Annotated in this window: 15 protein-coding genes; 10 read left to right on the forward strand and 5 right to left on the reverse strand. The window is 56.6% G+C overall.

Annotation, left to right across the window (positions count from 1 at the left end; all coding sequences use genetic code 11):
* Positions 1 to 42 precede the first annotated feature (42 nt).
* The 3 genes from JXO50_00795 to JXO50_00805 are packed head-to-tail and all read left to right on the forward strand — an operon-like array spanning position 43 to position 4,775.
* The gene (locus JXO50_00795) at positions 43 to 840 is read left to right on the forward strand and encodes a ComF family protein (GenBank protein MBN2331623.1); all 798 of its coding nucleotides are present in this window, start codon (positions 43 to 45) and stop codon (positions 838 to 840) included.
* 9 nt (positions 841 to 849) lie between these two features.
* Positions 850 to 4,536: an AsmA-like C-terminal domain-containing protein gene (locus JXO50_00800; GenBank protein MBN2331624.1), complete on the forward strand. Its 3,687-nt coding sequence runs from the start codon at positions 850 to 852 to the stop codon at positions 4,534 to 4,536.
* Positions 4,533 to 4,775: a hypothetical protein gene (locus JXO50_00805; protein MBN2331625.1), complete on the forward strand. Its 243-nt coding sequence runs from the start codon at positions 4,533 to 4,535 to the stop codon at positions 4,773 to 4,775. Before JXO50_00800 ends, JXO50_00805 begins: the two co-directional genes overlap by 4 nt.
* 70 nt (positions 4,776 to 4,845) lie before the next feature.
* Here JXO50_00805 and JXO50_00810 read toward each other — a convergent pair whose 3' ends face one another.
* Entirely contained in the window at positions 4,846 to 5,643 is a 798-nt protein-coding gene (locus JXO50_00810) for an AAA family ATPase (GenBank protein ID MBN2331626.1), read from the reverse strand.
* Positions 5,644 to 5,779: 136 nt separating this feature from the next.
* On the opposite strand from JXO50_00810, the gene radC reads away from it, so the two are divergent.
* Both radC and lptF read left to right on the forward strand, forming a co-directional pair.
* Entirely contained in the window at positions 5,780 to 6,469 is a 690-nt protein-coding gene (gene radC / locus JXO50_00815) for a DNA repair protein RadC (protein MBN2331627.1), read from the forward strand.
* A 150-nt stretch (positions 6,470 to 6,619) separates the two neighbouring features.
* Positions 6,620 to 7,795: an LPS export ABC transporter permease LptF gene (gene lptF, locus JXO50_00820; protein ID MBN2331628.1), complete on the forward strand. Its 1,176-nt coding sequence runs from the start codon at positions 6,620 to 6,622 to the stop codon at positions 7,793 to 7,795.
* Positions 7,796 to 7,825: 30 nt separating this feature from the next.
* Here lptF and JXO50_00825 read toward each other — a convergent pair whose 3' ends face one another.
* Genes JXO50_00825 through JXO50_00835 form a run of 3 tightly spaced genes read right to left on the reverse strand, consistent with a single transcriptional unit; the run spans position 7,826 to position 12,206 of the window.
* Entirely contained in the window at positions 7,826 to 8,536 is a 711-nt protein-coding gene (locus JXO50_00825; protein MBN2331629.1) for an NAD-dependent deacylase, read from the reverse strand.
* 25 nt (positions 8,537 to 8,561) lie between these two features.
* The gene (locus JXO50_00830; protein ID MBN2331630.1) at positions 8,562 to 11,519 is read right to left on the reverse strand and encodes an insulinase family protein; all 2,958 of its coding nucleotides are present in this window, start codon (positions 11,517 to 11,519) and stop codon (positions 8,562 to 8,564) included.
* A gap of 45 nt (positions 11,520 to 11,564) precedes the next feature.
* Positions 11,565 to 12,206 (reverse strand): hemolysin III family protein, encoded by a 642-nt coding sequence (locus JXO50_00835; protein ID MBN2331631.1) that lies wholly within the window; start codon positions 12,204 to 12,206, stop codon positions 11,565 to 11,567.
* Positions 12,207 to 12,359: 153 nt separating this feature from the next.
* Between JXO50_00835 and JXO50_00840 the strand changes: the two genes are divergently transcribed.
* The 4 genes from JXO50_00840 to JXO50_00855 all read left to right on the forward strand — a co-directional run bounded on the left by JXO50_00840 (position 12,360) and on the right by JXO50_00855 (position 15,926).
* Entirely contained in the window at positions 12,360 to 13,181 is an 822-nt protein-coding gene (locus JXO50_00840; protein ID MBN2331632.1) for a fumarylacetoacetate hydrolase family protein, read from the forward strand.
* Positions 13,182 to 13,234: 53 nt separating this feature from the next.
* Positions 13,235 to 14,212, forward strand: coding sequence for a 4Fe-4S binding protein (locus tag JXO50_00845; GenBank protein ID MBN2331633.1), 978 nt, complete (start codon positions 13,235 to 13,237; stop codon positions 14,210 to 14,212).
* Between the two features lie 79 nt (positions 14,213 to 14,291).
* Entirely contained in the window at positions 14,292 to 15,068 is a 777-nt protein-coding gene (locus tag JXO50_00850; protein ID MBN2331634.1) for a DUF169 domain-containing protein, read from the forward strand.
* Between the two features lie 78 nt (positions 15,069 to 15,146).
* Positions 15,147 to 15,926 carry an enoyl-CoA hydratase/isomerase family protein gene (locus JXO50_00855; GenBank protein ID MBN2331635.1) on the forward strand — a complete coding sequence of 260 codons (780 nt, stop codon included), beginning with the start codon at positions 15,147 to 15,149 and terminating at the stop codon, positions 15,924 to 15,926.
* Positions 15,927 to 16,093: 167 nt separating this feature from the next.
* Here JXO50_00855 and JXO50_00860 read toward each other — a convergent pair whose 3' ends face one another.
* A complete protein-coding gene (locus JXO50_00860; GenBank protein ID MBN2331636.1) occupies positions 16,094 to 16,420 on the reverse strand; it encodes a site-specific integrase in 327 nt (108 codons plus the stop codon).
* Between JXO50_00860 and JXO50_00865 the strand changes: the two genes are divergently transcribed.
* Complete coding sequence (locus tag JXO50_00865) at positions 16,377 to 16,472, forward strand: PEP-CTERM sorting domain-containing protein (GenBank protein ID MBN2331637.1); 96 nt, start codon at positions 16,377 to 16,379, stop codon at positions 16,470 to 16,472. The genes JXO50_00860 and JXO50_00865 overlap by 44 nt on opposite strands.
* Positions 16,473 to 16,601: the final 129 nt, after the last annotated feature.

Raw genomic sequence — 16,601 nt, forward strand, 5'->3', positions numbered from 1 at the left:
CGTGAAGATATTCTTCCGCTTTGCGGTACTTCCCTGCTTTCCATGAAATCGTCCTTTGGCGCCTTGCTGCTGCCCCGGCGCTGTCTGCTATGCCGTTGTTACACTACTCACCCTTTTTTTGCTGAGCGTCATTCTTCTGCCTATGCTCCCTTTGTTTGCCAGGCGTGCGCCACAGGTTTTGAGCCGTTTGTCAGGCCGGTGTGTTCCTTGTGTGGGCACCCCTTCCCCGGCGGGCATGCTGCTGACCATCACTGTCTGCCGTTGGCCGGTGACCGGGGCTTGAAAGGAGGCCTGATCCGCTCAGGATACCGCTATGCCGGCGGCATGGTCGAGATCATTCACCAGTGGAAGTACGGCAAGCGTTCACTGGTTGTGCCGCTGGTGGAAAAGCTGGTTGATCTGGCGCTTGAACGATGGGCTGTTGATTTTCAGGATGTGGCGGTGGTCGGGGCCATTCCGCTGGCCCCCCCTTCGTTCCGTTCTCGGGGATTCAATCAGGCACTGATCATTGCCTCCCGCTGTGCTTCCCGGCTTGACAAACCCCTGCAAAGGCGCCTATTGGTAAAAGCCAGAGAAACAAAGAAACAGGCCTCCCTGGGCAGGGAACAGCGGCGGCAGAATCTGGCCGGGGTGTTTCACGTTGGCAGCCCTGATGGGGTGGCGGCGAAAACAGTGATGCTCTGCGATGATGTCATGACCTCCGGTGCAACCCTGTCGGCTGCTTCCGAGGCCCTGCTGCTGGCTGGCGCTGCGGCGGTAAAGTGTTTTACTCTCTGCCGGGTAGAGCGTGGCCGCGATCAGTCTAAAATAGCAGACCACGGAGTTCCGCAACCGCGTTAACAGGCCCGCATGAAAGAAACGGTAAAAAAACTTGCTGTGCGCAGTGGTGCGATTTCTCTCCTGCTGCTGTTTCTGGTAGTTATATCCCTGCCCAACTTAGTGGATTTGGAGAACTATCGTTCCCTGGTGGTGGCCGCCATCCAGAGCCGGGTGCCCGGCACGGTGACCGTTCACCGTCTTCGGCTTTCCATCTCCCGAGAAATCGGCGTGAAAATGGTCGGCTTTTCTATCGCCGATGGTGATCACCAGGAGATCAGTGCCGCCGCGGTAAAGATCGGCTTTCGCATCTGGCCGCTGCTCCACCGGCAGCTGCAGATCTCGTCAGTGCGTTTGTACCGGCCCACCATCCGCCTGCGGGCGGACCAGGAGCTGCCGTTCGGCAGCGGGCTGTTCCGTTCTGGAGTTCCCCTACTGCCGTCCGAATCCTCCTGTACCACCATTGCCCCTGTGAACGCCCCGCTGCTGGTTTGGTGCAACAGGGTGGAAAATATCCTGCTGCAGATCAAAGATGGTACTGTGATCTTTGAAGACCAGAAGTTTTGTGCGGTTCCGGTTGTCACCCGGCTGGAAGATCTGCAGCTTTCCCTGTGTTTTCCTGGAGGAAAAGAGCCGGCTCCTTTTACCCTGTCGACCGCGGCCAAAAGCCGGCGCCATGCAGGAACACTCACGCTTGAAGGGACACTGGGCGGCGTCGGATGGCCCCTTGACTGGGGCAGGATGATGCTTGTTTGCCGGGTGCGGGGAGCAGGCCTGGATGCCGATCAGTACTGGCCCTATTATCAACGTTGGGTGCCCATGCGGCATATCGGTGCCCTGGTTTCTGTCGATGGCAGCTATGATGGCGACTTGCTCGGCCATTTCTCCTCCCGGGGGACCGTTTCGTTGGCTGATGTTGACCTTGATTATCAGCAGGTTTTTGCCGAACAGCTGCCCATCAAAAGGCTGGCGGTTTCTTATCAGTTTAGCCTTGGTGAAAACTATAATTCGATTGCTATCCCTGAGGTCAAGGTTGTTTCCCCTGATTTTACCATCTGGGGCAGCTGTTTTCTGGATGATATTCGCTCCGGCAGGAAGGGGCGGATCAGGGCCCGGGCCAACAGCAATGCCATCAATCTTGCCAGGTTGTACCGCTATCTGCCCAGCCGCATCATGTCGGACCGGTTCAGGGATTTCTGGTCTGAAGCGGCTCCCGGTGGGCAGGTTATGTTGCAGAACGGCTATCTTGCCGGCAGCTACGATGAGATTGCCGGCATCGGCCGACAGCCTATCGAAGCGCACCTGGTCGGTGGTTCCCTGCAGTTTGCAGGAGTGTCGTTGCAATTTCCCGGCCTGCCTGAGCGTTGGCAGAATGTTGCCGGGACCCTGGAGCTTGCCGGGGAAGGACTCAGTTTTCGTGATCTTGACGCTGAGCTGCCGCCGGTCCTGCGGCAGCGTCTGAATGGCCGGCTTAAAAACTGTTTCCGGGCGCCAGAGGTGAAGATGACTGGCAAGGTTTCTTTGGCTCTAACCAAACGGCTGCCGTTGGCGAATGATCTCAGGATTGCCGGTGCTGCGCTACTGAGCCGGCGAATGCCGGCTGTCGGTCGCTTTCTGGCCGAGTGCAGCCAGTTCAACGGCCGGTTGACCGGCAGTTTTGAAGTGGAAGGTGGGGGGGCTGGCCACCAACTGGTCTGGGGGCTTACCTGTGCCGGTGAACAGGTGGTGGTCGGCCATCCATTGCTGGGCCGGCCATTGACGATTAATTCGGGCCAGCTGTCTGCTTCTCCGCGGCAACTGAAATGCATGGATGTCCTTTGTGATGTGGGCAGCTCGACGGTCCGCCTGGCTGGCCAGCTTGACGATTATGGTGATCGCCAGCGGCGGCACGGTGCCTTTTCCGTTCACGCCGATGCCCTGCAGCCGGAGGATTTTTCCATCATTCCCCATTGTCAGGTCACCTGGGGCGGCGAAGTGGGGAAACGTGAACCTTCCCGTCTGGCGCTGTGGCTCAGTATGGCCTCCGGTGATCTCTCAACCCTGACGGTCGACGGCATGGTTGATCTGCGACATCTCAAGGTGGCGACGTCCTATCTGCCCCACGAGGTGGAGGACTTTTCGCTGCTGGCTGAAAGCCGCGGTCAAGAGGTGGCCATCCGGCACTGCCGCTGTCGGACCGGGGAGTCTGATGTTAAGGTGGCCGGCACCGTCGCCTACCGGGGCAACCGTTTCAGGGTTTCACTGGCTGGTAATGCTGAAACCCTCTTCCTGGATGACTTCCATCGGGTGCTTCCGGCACAGGACTACCATAAGGCTGGTGAATTACCTGCCACCGGGCCGGCAGGTCCGGTGATCGGCGAAAGGGGATTGACCGATTATCGGCAGCTATGGCAGAGATGGCGGTCTAGATTTGCCGAACTTGCCATCGACGGTGTTGTCACAAGGCTGAAGCTGAAGCAGGCGGAACTGTTTCCCGGTGAACCGGTCCTATCGTCTGCCGATTCCGGGGTGCTCAGTGATCTTGTCCTGCGTTTTCGCCTGGCAGATGATCAGCTTGAGCTTGATCGCCTTTCATTTGTCAAAGGGAGGTCTGATCTGCAGGTGAGCGGTCAGCTGCTGGTGGATCAACAGGGTAACCTGCATGGATCCCTTGACCATCAGTCACGACAGCTGGTATTGGCTGATTTTACCGCCAACCGCCAATCACCCCCGGCCGCTGCGGCAACGGCGGCGGATTCCAGTGGCCAGAAGCAGGATGGCGGCGGGCGCCGGCAGCCGCTGCAGCAATGGCGGCATTTCTGGCGGGGCCATGAAATTTCCTTTACCAGCCGGATAGAGTTGCTCACCGGTCGTGCCATTGAATTGATGGATATGGCCTGTCAGGTTGAGGTGACCGGCGACCGGCTGCTCCTTACCTCGTTCAACAGCGCCGTCTGGCAGGGTAACGTGAAGGCAGCCGGCAGCTGGGATCTTGCCGGTGATCGTGTTTCCCTGACGCTGCACCTGGATCAGGTTGATCTGGCCAAGCTCAATGAATCACTGACCTTATATCCTGAAAAAGACCTGCCCCTTGAGGGCGCAGGTGCTTTGAATATGGAACTGCAATGGCAGGGGATGGGGGACGACCAGTGGCGCCATAGCCTTGATGGAGAGGCGGATTTTTCCTTTGCCGCCGGCCGGTTGAAACGGTTCAAGATGCTGGCCAATATTGCCTCTCTGCTCAATGTCTCGCAGTTGTTAACCCTGAAACTCCCTGACTTGAGTGAAGGTGTTCCCTATGATACCCTGACCGGCAGGATTCTCTTTGCTGATGGTGTGATGCATACGGATGACCTCCTGCTCAAAGGTCCGGCGGCCAACATCTCAGCGGCGGGGACCATTTCCCTGCCGGCAAAGATGGTGGATATGGAGATTGGGGTGCAACCCTTGCAGACGATTGATAAAGCTATTGCCGCCGTTCCCGTGGTGGGGTATATCATTACCGGTGAAGGCAAAACCCTGATCGTCATGCCCTTTGCCGTCAGCGGTCCTTTCGGCCAGACCAGGGTCAGTGCCATTCCGGTGCAGGGACTGGTGGGCAGGACCGGGGGCATTTTAAAACGCCTGATTACCACCCCGGTACGGGTTTTGAGCTGGCCGGGGAAAGTGATCTCCCCGGCGGGCGAGGAACGGCCTGCAGAACAAGGGTCCTCCAAAAAGACAGAGGATAAACAACCATGATCCGATTACTCTTTATTGGTTTATTGTGCTATTTTTTTTATCGGCTGTTAGCGGGGATGCTGTCCGGTCCCCGGAAGGATCGGTCGACACCGAAGGAAACGGCAACGGAAGGGAAAATGGTCAAGTGTGATGCTTGCGGACTCTATGTTCCTGAACAGGATGCCGTTGTGCGTCACGCGCTGGGAAAGACGACCAGTTTTTGCAGCGAGGCGTGTGCCCGGAAAAAAAAGCAGAGCTGATGAGGAAGGACAGCGCAGAATCGTCCGTTTTCTCCATCAGCTCTGAGCCGAGTCGCTGCTTCCGGCTTGCCTATGCCGGTGAAGGTTCGGTAAGTGTCAGATGCCGGCAGAGGTTGTCGTAAATGCCCTGAACGGCGGCCACCACCTCAGGATTGACATCATAGGGTGCCTGGTCCCGGCGGTCAGCTTCAACGATTGCCGGATTATAGTCCATGCCGCCCAGAATAATCATGTCATCGAGGTTGTCCGCGATAAACTGCCGGTCTTCAGGGGTGTGGATTTTGTTGCCGACCACATAGACCTGCTGAATACCCAGATCGGCAGCCAGTTTTTTCACCTGACGGGCGGTCTGGAGGCTGCGGGTTCCCGGTTCGACAACGACAATGAAGGCGTCAATACCCCGGGTTGAGCCGCGGCCCAGATGCTCCAGGCCGGCTTCCATATCGAGAATGATGCTCTCGTCCCGCTGCAGAAAGATATGGCGGAGGAGATATTTTAACAGAACTCCTTCAGGGCAATAGCAGCCGCCGCCGCCTTCGGGAATGGTGCCCAGGATCAGCAGCTTGATGTTTTCTTTCACCAGACTGAATTTTTCCGGGATATCATCTACCTTGGGGTTCAGCTTGAAGATGCCGCCGAAAGTTCCTTTTTTTGCCCCGGTGCGGGACTCGATCTCTTCGGTCATCTGGGCCAGCGGTGTTACGCTGCTTGCTTCCTGCATAGTAAAACCGATGGCCGAAGCCAGGTTGGCATCGGGATCGGCATCAATGGCCAGAACTTTTCTTCCTTGGGCGGCCATTAGCCGGGCCAGGGTCCCGGCGAGGGTGGTTTTACCAACTCCTCCTTTGCCGGATATGGCGATTTTCATGGAAACTCCTTGTGGAAAACGGTGAAGGTTATGCGCGATGACAAACAATTTACGTGCAACTACCTTAAACATGATTAGTAAAAAAATCAAGTGGTGCTAACGATATTGTTGTTGGGCGACCATGGGAAACACTAAGATGCCAGACGGCAGTTATCGGCAATGGACGGCCGGCCATCGCCGGCGGCTGAAAAAGCGTTTTGTCCAGCATGGCCTCCATGGCTTTGCCGATTATGAGGTGATTGAGCTGCTCTTGACCTACGCCTTGCCCCGTCGGGATGTCAAACCGCTGGCAAAAGAGCTGCTGCAGCGTTTCGGTTCCCTGAAGGGGGTTCTTGATGCCCCGGCGGAGAAGCTGATGGCAGTGGTTGGTATCAGCGATCATACCGCCGTGTTAATCACCTTGAGCCGGGCGCTGCTCTCCCGCTATCTTCTGCAGGAGGTGAAAAAGGGCGAGGCCATAACATCGCCGCTCCAGGCCGGGGAATTGTGCCGCAGTTATCTGGAAGGCCAGCCGGACGAGTATTTTTTTGCGGTTTTTCTTGATAATCAGCACCATGTGCTGGAGGCGGAGATTATCCACCATGGTACGGTTTCCATGAGCGCAGTGTATCCCCGCTCGGTGATGGAAAGGGCACTCTATCACAAAGCAGCGGCAGTTATCGTCGCCCATAACCATCCGGGGGGCAGCACTACTCCTTCTGCCGATGATCTGGCGGTGACCCGTGAGTTGCAGCAGGCGGCCAGGGTCCTCGGTCTGCGACTGCTTGATCATCTGATTGTCGCCGGATCAACGGTGATCAGTCTGCAGGAGCTGGGACATGTGTGAGCTGAAGCGGTTGTCTCTGGCGATAGTTTTGAGCTATGAGTGCTCACCATGGCATGTTCCCTGCTCAACCTTGGGTATGGTGATGGCAATCATGCAAGGTGGGTGCTTTCCGGCATCTGTCGGCTATCAACGTAAAGAATTGCATACTCGATGAATCTTATTCGACGTTATATCTGCCTGGAGATCCTGGTGCCTTTCTTTCTGGCCCTGGCAGTGCTGGTTTTTGTGCTGCTGCTGGGGAATCTCTACAAGATGGCTGAAATGGTTGTCGCTGAAGGGGTCCGACTGGTGGATGTTGCCGGTCTGATCCTGGCTATGATTCCCTACCTGCTAACCATGGCAATCCCCATGTCTTTTTTTTTCGCCCTCATGGTGGGGTTGGGCCGGATGGGGTCCGACGGCGAGATGACTGCCCTGAAAGCATTGGGCATCAGTCCCTTTCATCTCTTGCCGCCGGTTCTCACCCTGGCCGTCCTGTCCACCTGCTGCGTCCTGGTCCTGGAGGTCTGGCTGGCACCCCTGGGGATGAAGCAGATGCAGACCATTGCCCTTGATATCCTGAAAAACAAAACCGTCCTGGCGCTGCGCCCCCGGGCCTTAAGTATGGAACTGCAGGGACTGGCCATCTATGTCAATGATGTTGACCGGGAAAGCGGCACGATGAGCAGGGTTGTCATTTTTGATCAGCGCAATACCGGCCAGGAGTATACGGTGACGGCCCGGGATGGAATGGTGATTCCTGATCAAGAGACCGGCAATCTTGTCTTTCTCCTTCGCCAGGGAACCATCCATGGTCTGGGTAAAGATGGCAGCAGTTACCAGTTGACTGATTTCAAGGAATATACGCTTAATCTGGAGATGGATGCCTTGCTGGGAAAAGGCGGCGTAGCCAGGCGGCAGCGGAACAACTCCCTGACTGTTCCTGAACTCCGTCGGCGGATTGCGCGATTGGAAAAGGGGGGCAAGGATGCCGGTGGCGTCCGAAACCATCTCCATAAGCGTTTTGCCCAGCCGTTTTCCTGCATCGTGTTTGCCTTGCTGGGTATCCCTTTGGCCCTGGAGCCGGTACGCACTTCCGGCCGTTTCCGCGGTTTCGTTTTCGCTCTCATTCTCCTGCTGGCCTACTATGTTCTTTTCTCGTTCGGCCAGGCGATTGGTGAACGGGGCGGCCCGTTGCAGCTGCCGGCCCTGTGGTTTGCCAATGTCGTGTTTGCCGTGCTTGGTGGATTTCTCTTCTGGAAGAAACAGCAGGAGCGTGAGCTGCCTCTGGTGCAGGCAGCCAACAACCTCTATCGCCGGCTGGTGCTCATCTGGAAGGCTGAATAACGCCCCTGTGACCCCTTTCTCACCGGCCACTCATCCGGCTATCCGGCTGTCCATGAGCTGGGGAAAAAGTTCTGCCAGGGCAATGGCGGCTTTTTGCCGTCTGCTTTCCCGGTAGTGTTGCGACAGCGGTGTGGCTTCCGGATTGATTTCAATCGTTCGGGCACCGCGCTCCATGGCAATCAGCGGCAGTCGGGCGGCTGGATAGACGACCGCTGACGTGCCGATGCTAAGGAACAGATCACAATCCCCAAGGGCCGCTACAGCTTCATTGATGGTTTCCTCCCGCAAGGGGTCGCCGAACCAGACGATATCCGGGCGCCAGTAGGTGCCTGCGGAGGTATGGCGGTTGCCCAGGGGGAGCTCGAAATTCTCCACCACCTCATCGGTGGCTTCACAGCGCAACCGCCAGATGCTGCCATGGAGTTCAATAACCCTTGTTGAGCCGGCCCGTTGGTGAAGCCCGTCGATATTCTGGGTGATGACGGTTACACGGGGGTAAAAAGTTTCCGCGGCGGCGATGATCCGGTGTCCCCGGTTCGGCTGGCAGCCGGCAATCTTCTCCCGCCGCTGGTCGTGAAAATCCCAGACCTTTTCCGGATTCTGTTCAAAAGCCTCCTGACAGGCGTATTCCTGATAGCGATACTGGGCCCAGACGCCCCCTGCGCCCCGGTAGGTGGGGATGCCGCTTTCCACCGACATCCCGGCACCGGTGAAAAAAACCAGGTGTTGATAGGGTTCCATGTTTTTATTGTCCCCCAGTGACCAGTTATGCGATTTTCACTTCTTCTTTTGGCAGCAGCGGCTGCCGGCTGATCTTGAGACCTTCCTTGGCTGCCTGGTCAAAGGCGGCGGCGCTGCCCAAGACGGTCACCGCTTTGCGGGGCTCATCAAGCAGCTGCCGGGCTTTTGCTGCCAGCGACGCCGGCGTTCCCGCCAGCACCGACTCCCTGACCTGCTGCCGGAATGCCGTCGTCCGACCGCTGAACAACGCTATTGTTTCGCCGAAACCTTTGGCATGGGGACTTTTGGGTGCATCAATCCGGCCGATTGTGCCGATGATGCTCTGGTTAACCTCGACTACCGGAGTGCCCGCCGCCAGGGTTGCCAGACTGTCGCTAAAGGTGCTGAGGGTTCGGCTGAGATTGGGGTCACGATAAGAGGCGCAGGAAAACAGTGGATGGGAGCCAGAGGCCATAGCCATGCCTCCGTAAGCCCCCCCTTCGACGCGGATTTTATCCCACAGCAGGCCGGTGGACAGGTTGCGCGAAAGCAGATGAAACTGTCCCAGGTCTTCTGCTGAACGCCCGCTTACCTTCCAGGATTGGGCCACATAGTTGACCGAGGAGCTGATTTCAATGCCTTGAATGGCGGCCTGGTTTCCAGACGAAAGGGTGTGCGCCGCCGGGTTGGTGTCGGTTCCTGGCAGGGCCTGGAGCAGAGCTTCCAGTTGAGTGGTGCAGAAATCAGGATGTTCATAGGTGGTTGAAAGGATACACCCGCGGCGGTTGATCACCTGCTGGTGCAGCTTGTTCATCACGCTGCCGATTGCCTCCAGCTCCGCAGACTGCAGGAGCTGGTCGAGAAAGCGCAGTTGGGCAATGCCGTTGAGCTGCTCTTCGATGGCTAACGAGGTGCTCAGCCGGGCGGCGGCATGGGAGATGGCATACTGGTGACCGCTGCGGGGGATGGCCGCCTGCAGATCGTTGCGCATCTCCAACAGGATGTCCTTGATCAGTTTCGGGTTGTCCAGCTGTGGTTCAAGGAACAGATCCTGGAAAATAGCCAGCAGTTCCCCAAATCGTTCAGGTAGGGACTTGCCATGGAAGAATGCCTTGAAAATCAGCTCATCGGGATTTTCCCTGTCGGTGAGGCAGATATCGGAACAGCTGATGCCACCGGTGTTCAGGGAAATTCTGGTGGACATCTCCTCATAACTGTAGCCGGCCGCACCGCAGCGGCTGATCAGTTCGGTATAGAGAGGCAGGTACGGCAGCAGTGCTGCGGGCAGGCCAGCCAGATCGAATCCCATGTCAAGGTAGATGATGCCGGCGGTGAACAGCGGGTGGCGATACCAGCGGGCTCCGGCCAGCGGGACGGTTTCGGTGGGAACCAACTGGTTTTTTGTTGGCAAATCGACTTTGTCAAGTTTTGGCAGGGTTGCCAGCTCATCGGCGGTCGGCGGGGTCATCTGCCGAGCCAGGAGCTTGCCGGTCAGTTCATGATAGTGCTGTTTTTCATCCTCACCGAAGTCCTTGCTCAGCTCAGCCGCCTGCCTGGCGGTCTGGCCTCCCAACTGCTCACCCATGGCGGCTGAAGCGGTAACCACTGAAATCAAGTGATGGGGATTTTCCAGGAACATGGTCCGCAACTGGTTGGTAAAAAAATCGGTGCCCTTGGCCTTTTCCGCTTTGATCCGCTGCAGTGGTTCGGCAAAGCGCAGATGAGCCAGCGGGTCACCGCCATAGATCCATGAACGGTAGCAGCGGTCGGCCAGCATCAGGTTGTAGGGGTAATGGCCGCTGTCGGTAATTTCCCGCAGGCGGAATTCAATCCGCCGGATAGCGCCTTCCAGAAGGTCGGCGTTCATGCCTGAAGCAATCTCCCGTTCCAGGGTGGTGGTTACCAGCCTGCGGATGGCGGTTACTTGTTCGGGTTTGGTTTTTCTCAATCCGACGGCAAAAAACGTCTGGGCCAATTCCCCTTCAAAGCCGGTCATGTCGTCAAGATCCTCTCCGAGACCAGAGTCGATGAGAGCTCGACGCAGTGGTGAACTCTGGGTGCCCACCAGGTAACGGGAGAGAATGTGGCCAAGCAGGCCGGCGAAAGGATTGGTGGCCGGTTCCAGCAGCCAGGCAAGAATGACGCTTGCCGTGCCATCATCCTCTTTGCTTGCTGGGGCTTCAATGGTGATTTCCCTTGGCTGCTGCCAGCGGGGCTGGGGCTTGATGTCGGCGTCCACTTCCCGGCGTCTGAAATCGACCAGGTACTGCTGCTGTAGAAAAGCCAGGGTTTTTTCCGTCGGCAGATTGCCGTAGAGAAAGATGAAGGCGTTTGAAGGATGATAGTACTGCTGGTGGAAAGCGACAAACTGCTCATAGGTCAGGTCGGTAATATGTTCCGGTTCGCCGCCGCTTTCATAGTAGTAGGTGGTATCGGGAAACAGTTCGCCCATGGTTTTCCGGGTGACGTGGCTGTGAAAGTCGGAAAAGACCCCCTTCATCTCATTGTAGACAATGCCCTTGATGCTCACCGGGTCGGCGGCATCGGGCAGATCAAAATGCCAGCCTTCCTGGTAGAAGGTCTCCCTGGTCAGCAGGGGATGAAAGACAGCGTCGCAGTAGACGTCCACCAAGTTGTAGAAGTCGGCTTCAACCTGGCTGGAAACCGGGTAGAGGGTCTTGTCAGGGTAGGTCATGGCGTTGAGAAAGGTCTGCAGCGAGCCCTTGAGCAGTTCCTTAAACGGGTCTTTCAGCGGAAACTTGCGGGAGCCGGAGAGTACCGAATGCTCAAGAATATGGGGAACGCCGGTATTATCATAGACCGGGGTGCGAAAGCCGATGCAGAACAGGTTGTTGGGGTCGTCGTTGATCAGGTGCACCAAACGGGCTCCGGTTTCCTGGTGGGTCAGCACCGCTGCCTGACAGCGCAGTTCTTCAATGGACTCGAGCCGTTCGACGGTGAAACCGTGCAGTGACTGGCCGGGGGTTACTAGCGAAGTGGTCATACAATCAATTCCTTTCAGCTTTCATGGTCGGATGAAAAGTCAAAGTTAGACATAACGTAGCACGGTCCAGATATGGCTGAGGCTGCCGCCCATGACAAACAGGTGCCAGATCTCGTGAAAACCAAATTTTTCCGGCAGCGGGTTTGGCCATTTCAGGGCATAGAAGAGCGCGCCGACGGTATAAAAAAGCCCGCCAATGAACAGCCAGGTAAGCGTGCCCGGCAGGGCTGCCTTTGACAGGGGATAGATCATGACCAGCGACAGCCAGCCCATGATAATATAGAAGGCTACCCGCAGGAGCCGAGGCGCGGATTTCCAGACAAACCTGGTGATAATTCCTGCTGCGGCCAGACCCCAGATGATGCCAAACATGCTCCATCCCCAGGGGCCACGCATGGTTACCAGGCAGAAAGGCGTGTAGGTGCCGGCAATCAGAATGAAAATCATCGTATGGTCAATCTGCCGAAGAAGATTGATTCCTTTTTCTTTCAATGGTAAGAGGTGGTAGAGGGTGCTGGCGGCATACAGCAGAATGAGACTGCTGCCAAAAATTGAATCGGAGACTACATGCCAGACGGTTTTGTGCCTGACGTCAATGGTTACCATAAGTGCCAATGCTCCGATTGATATGAGCAGGCCCACCGCGTGGGTCAAACCGCTGGCCGGTTCACGAAGCTTGCAGCGCATGACTTTTCTCCCTGCTTCAACCCCGGGCCGGGATCGATGCGATAGTTCTGTATACTTTACCAATGTATAACGTTGTCGCCAACAGTGCAAGGGCAAAGCGCCGGCTGATGGTTGCCGGTCAGCGGGTTTATTGGCAAAAAAGAGGACGCGAAGATGAACATTACCCAGTTCTATGACCAACAAAAACAATGTCGTTTGGGGCTGGTTGAACAGAACCTGCTGCACCCCCTTGATTTTAGCGGCGACATGGTGGATTTTATCCACAGCGGTCAGCCGCCGGTGATCGGGGGTGTCGCTGTCAGCCTTGATGCCGCTACCCTGGCACCGGTGGTCAGCCGGCCGACAAAAATTATCGCCATCGGTCTGAACTACCGGGATCATGCCAGCGAAGGGAAGGCAGAACTGCCGGAAACTCCCCTGGTTTTCACCAAGTTTCCCAACAGTCTCAATGCCCATGGCGGCCTGATCCGCTGGGATGCCGGTATTACCGCGAAGGTTGATTTTGAGGCCGAACTGGCGGTAATCATCGGCAGGCAGGTCTCCTGCTGCCTTGAATCTGAGGCGTATCAGGCGGTTTTTGGCTATACCTGCGCCAACGATATCAGTGCCAGGGATTTGCAGTTCGGTGACGGTCAATGGGTGCGGGGCAAGTCACTGGATACCTTCTGCCCCCTGGGACCCTGGATTGTCACCAGCGATGAGATTCCCGATCCTCACCATCTGGAGATCAGCTGCCGGGTGAACGGTGAACTGATGCAGCGCAGCAATACCGACCGGATGATTTTTTCTGTTCCCTTTCTGATCAGTTTTCTCTCCCGCCATTTCACCCTTTTCCCCGGCGATGTCATTCTCACCGGCACACCATCCGGGGTTGGCGTCTTTCGCGAGCCGGCCATCTATCTCCATGACGGTGATGAGGTGGTGGTAGAGATCGAACGTATCGGCCGGCTGGCGAACCGCTGCCAGGTGTCGTAGGTCCGGCTGTGAGTGGGACATGCGGGGAAAAGCCTGCGGCAACGCAGAATCTGATGCGTTTTGTGCCGCCTGTGCGCCGGCTGGTCCAGGGTGCTTTCGCTCTTTTTTGCCTGGTTGTCGGATATCGATTCTATCATTTTTTTCTCTGGGCAACCGGGGATGGGGCTTTTGTTTCCCGGCCGGCGTCGGTGGAAGCATTTCTCCCGGTGGGTGCTCTGGTCAGTTTTAAAAAGCTGCTGCTCACCGGCCACTATGACCGGCTCCATCCAGCCGGCCTGACGATCTTTATGGCCGCCCTTGCCATTGCCTTGCTGTTCCGCAAGGGATTTTGCGGCTGGATCTGCCCCATCGGTTTTTTGTTTGATCTCCAGGAAGCCGTGGTTGCCCGTTTTCGCCGACCGCTGCGATTGCCAGGTTGGCTTGACTATCCTCTGCGCTCGTTGAAATATCTGCTGCTGGGTGCTTTTCTCTATCTGATTGGCTGGCAGATGGATCTTCAAGCCATCGACGGTTTTATGCGTTCGCCCTATAATGTTATGGTTGATGCCAGGATGCTGGGTTTTTTCCTCCATCCCTCCGCCATGGCGATTGGCTTCTTTATCTTTTTGTTTGCTGCCGCCATGGTGCTGCGCAATTTCTGGTGCCGCTTTCTGTGTCCCTACGGCGGTTTGCTCGGTCTTATGGCGTCGTTCAGCCCGTTGCAGGTTAAACGGGATGGGAGCAGCTGCATCGACTGCAGGCGCTGTGAAAAGGTCTGCCCGGGGGCGATCCGGATAACAGCGAAAGAGGTGGTGCGCAGCCCTGAATGCGTCGGCTGTCTGGAGTGCGTTGTGGTCTGCCCGGTTCAGGACTGTCTGACTTTGTCTCTGGCCGGCCGTAAAAAAATGCCTTTGTTCCTGTTGCCGGTAGGGGTTGTTGCCTTGCTCCTGACCTTTTATCTGGTGGCTAAACTTTCCGGCCACTGGGAATCAGCAATTCCGGTCGAGCTGTTCAAAAAAATGTATGGACTCAGCCTGCGGACGGGGCATTAGAACGGTTATCCTCCTTGACACGTGGTATCTGAAAAGGTATGCATGAAAAACCACCTTACTGTCATGGGAGGAACATGCTATGGACTGGAAAGCACTGCACGACCAGCTTGATCGGCTGATCCGGCCCGCCAGCCGGCCGCTGGGGATTACCATCCTTGCCCCGGGGGAACCACCGCCCAAAGAGGCGCTGCGGCCGCAGAAGTTCGGCATCCGGATCTCACTGTGCCAGTGGACCACCGTTGCCCGCCGCTGGGGGCGTCCTGTCGCCGCCCTGGCGGCCGAGATCAACTGTACACCCTGCCTCGCCGCCCTTGGCCTCAAACAACTAAAAAAGCTTGATGATCTGGTGGACTATTTCATGGATATGGGCTACTTCGCCGATCGCCAGCTGGCTATGGCAGCGGCGGCGGAGATGGAGCTGATCCCTGCCGGCGACGTTGGCGGCCTGCTGATGTTTCCCCTGGATCAGGCGGTGGCCGACCCCGATGTGGTGGCCATCTATGCCTCGCCGGCCCAGGTGGCCCGGCTGGTGGCCGGCTATGTCTACCATGCCGGGACATTGGTGCGCTCAGCCTCCACCGGCTTCGGCCTGTCCTGCCTGTCGCTCATCAAACCCCACTGGACCGGCAAGGCAACCATTGTCCATCCGGGGCGGGGGGAGCGGGTTCTCGCCGGTACCGACGAAGGGGAGCTGGTTTTTTGCTGTCCGGCGAAGGAACTGGAGCAGTTGGTTGACGGTCTCCAGCAGACCCACAAGCATGGCAGCCGCTACCCGATCCAGAGCTATATGCTCTATGAACCGCCGCTGCTGCCGTCGATGAAAACCCTGGACGACAAATTGGGGATCAGTGAATGAACCCGTAAGCAGCCTTTTTTACTCATGGCTGGCCTTGAGATATTTTTTTGGATGATAACCATTTGAGAGGAGATTACCATGGCTTATGAAACCCTATTGACCGAAATCGGCGATGATTTTGTCGCCATTATCACCCTTAACCGGGCGGAGCAGCTCAATACCTTTACCCCAACCCTGGCCAGCGAACTGAACGACGCATTGCTCACCCTTGATGGCAACGACCGTGTCCGGGTGATCATCATCAAGGGGGCTGGCAAGGCATTTTGTGCCGGCATTGATGTCAACAACCTCTTCGGCCAAAGTGCTATGCAGTATCGCGAGTGGATCGAAGCCATGGAGCGGCCCCTGGCGGCAATCAGCTGTCTGAAAAAGCCGGTGATTGCCCAGGTTCACGGTGTGGCGGCGGCTAACGGCGCTGGTCTGGTGGCCGCCTGCGACCTGGCGGTGGCCGCCGATAATGCCCGCCTGGGGCTCACCGCCATCAATGTCGGCCTCAACTGCGTCGGCCCGGTAATCCCCGTGCGAACCTCCATCGGCCGCAAGCGTTCGTTGGAGATGCTCTTCTACGGTGACCTTATCGGCGCTTCCCAGGCCTGTGAGTGGGGGTTGCTCAACAAGGTGGTGCCGGCGGCTGAGCTGGAATCCGCCACCCGCCAGTGGGCCGCCAGCCTTGCTGCCCGGAGCCCGGTAGCCACCCAGATCAGCAAGACTGCCTACTATGCTTCGGAGGATATGAGTTACCACCAGGCTTTTGCCTATATGAATGAAGCCTTTGCCCGCCTGTGCACCACTGATGATGCCAAGGAAGGGGTCACCGCCTTTTTCGACAAGCGGCAGCCGGACTGGCAAGGCAAATAAATTGGAGACCTGGCAAAGAGGGCTTTTCATTTGGAAAAGCCCTTTTCGCTACCGCTGTTCTAAAAAGTGATTTTCTGTTTATTTGGGAGGGGATGTCTAGCAAAGGTTTTTACGATGAATCTTAAGTTTGCTGGCTAACTGGAAGGTTGAGATTGGCAGCTGCAAAATTAGGTGGTGTTCGGGGCGGGAGTTTCCACTTCCGCCCTTTGCACTTTTACCCCATACAGGTTTTCAATCCATCTGATAGCTTCAGTGTTATTGACCTTACCAAGATATCGCTCGGTGGTTGATAAGTCGGAGTGTCGTAAAATCACCTTGCTGACAATTTCGATGGGAGTTCCTGATCGTGGAGCATATGTTGTCGCATGTCTTCTCAAATCATGAGGCCGCAATGTTATGCCGACCATTTTACCCGCTTTTTTTACCATTGCCCAAGCAGCGACATAGGATATTACTGCCGCTCCCGTTCTTGAACCCTCCACAATTTTCCTCATGGGTCTGGGGCTTGCCGGATTGATCGGTATTAGGGCCAGGAAGAAAAATTGATTGTTTTTATGGTTAGCTTGCACACGAAGGGCAGGGTCTTCAGGCTCTGCCCTCTTTTGATCCCGTTCAAATAGCCACCTGTAAAACCAAACATTACCACTGCTAATCACAAGCGAATTCGATATTCCC

It is taken from the genome of Candidatus Anaeroferrophillus wilburensis (assembly GCA_016934315.1).
Taxonomy (GTDB): domain Bacteria; phylum Desulfobacterota; class Anaeroferrophillalia; order Anaeroferrophillales; family Anaeroferrophillaceae; genus Anaeroferrophillus; species Anaeroferrophillus wilburensis.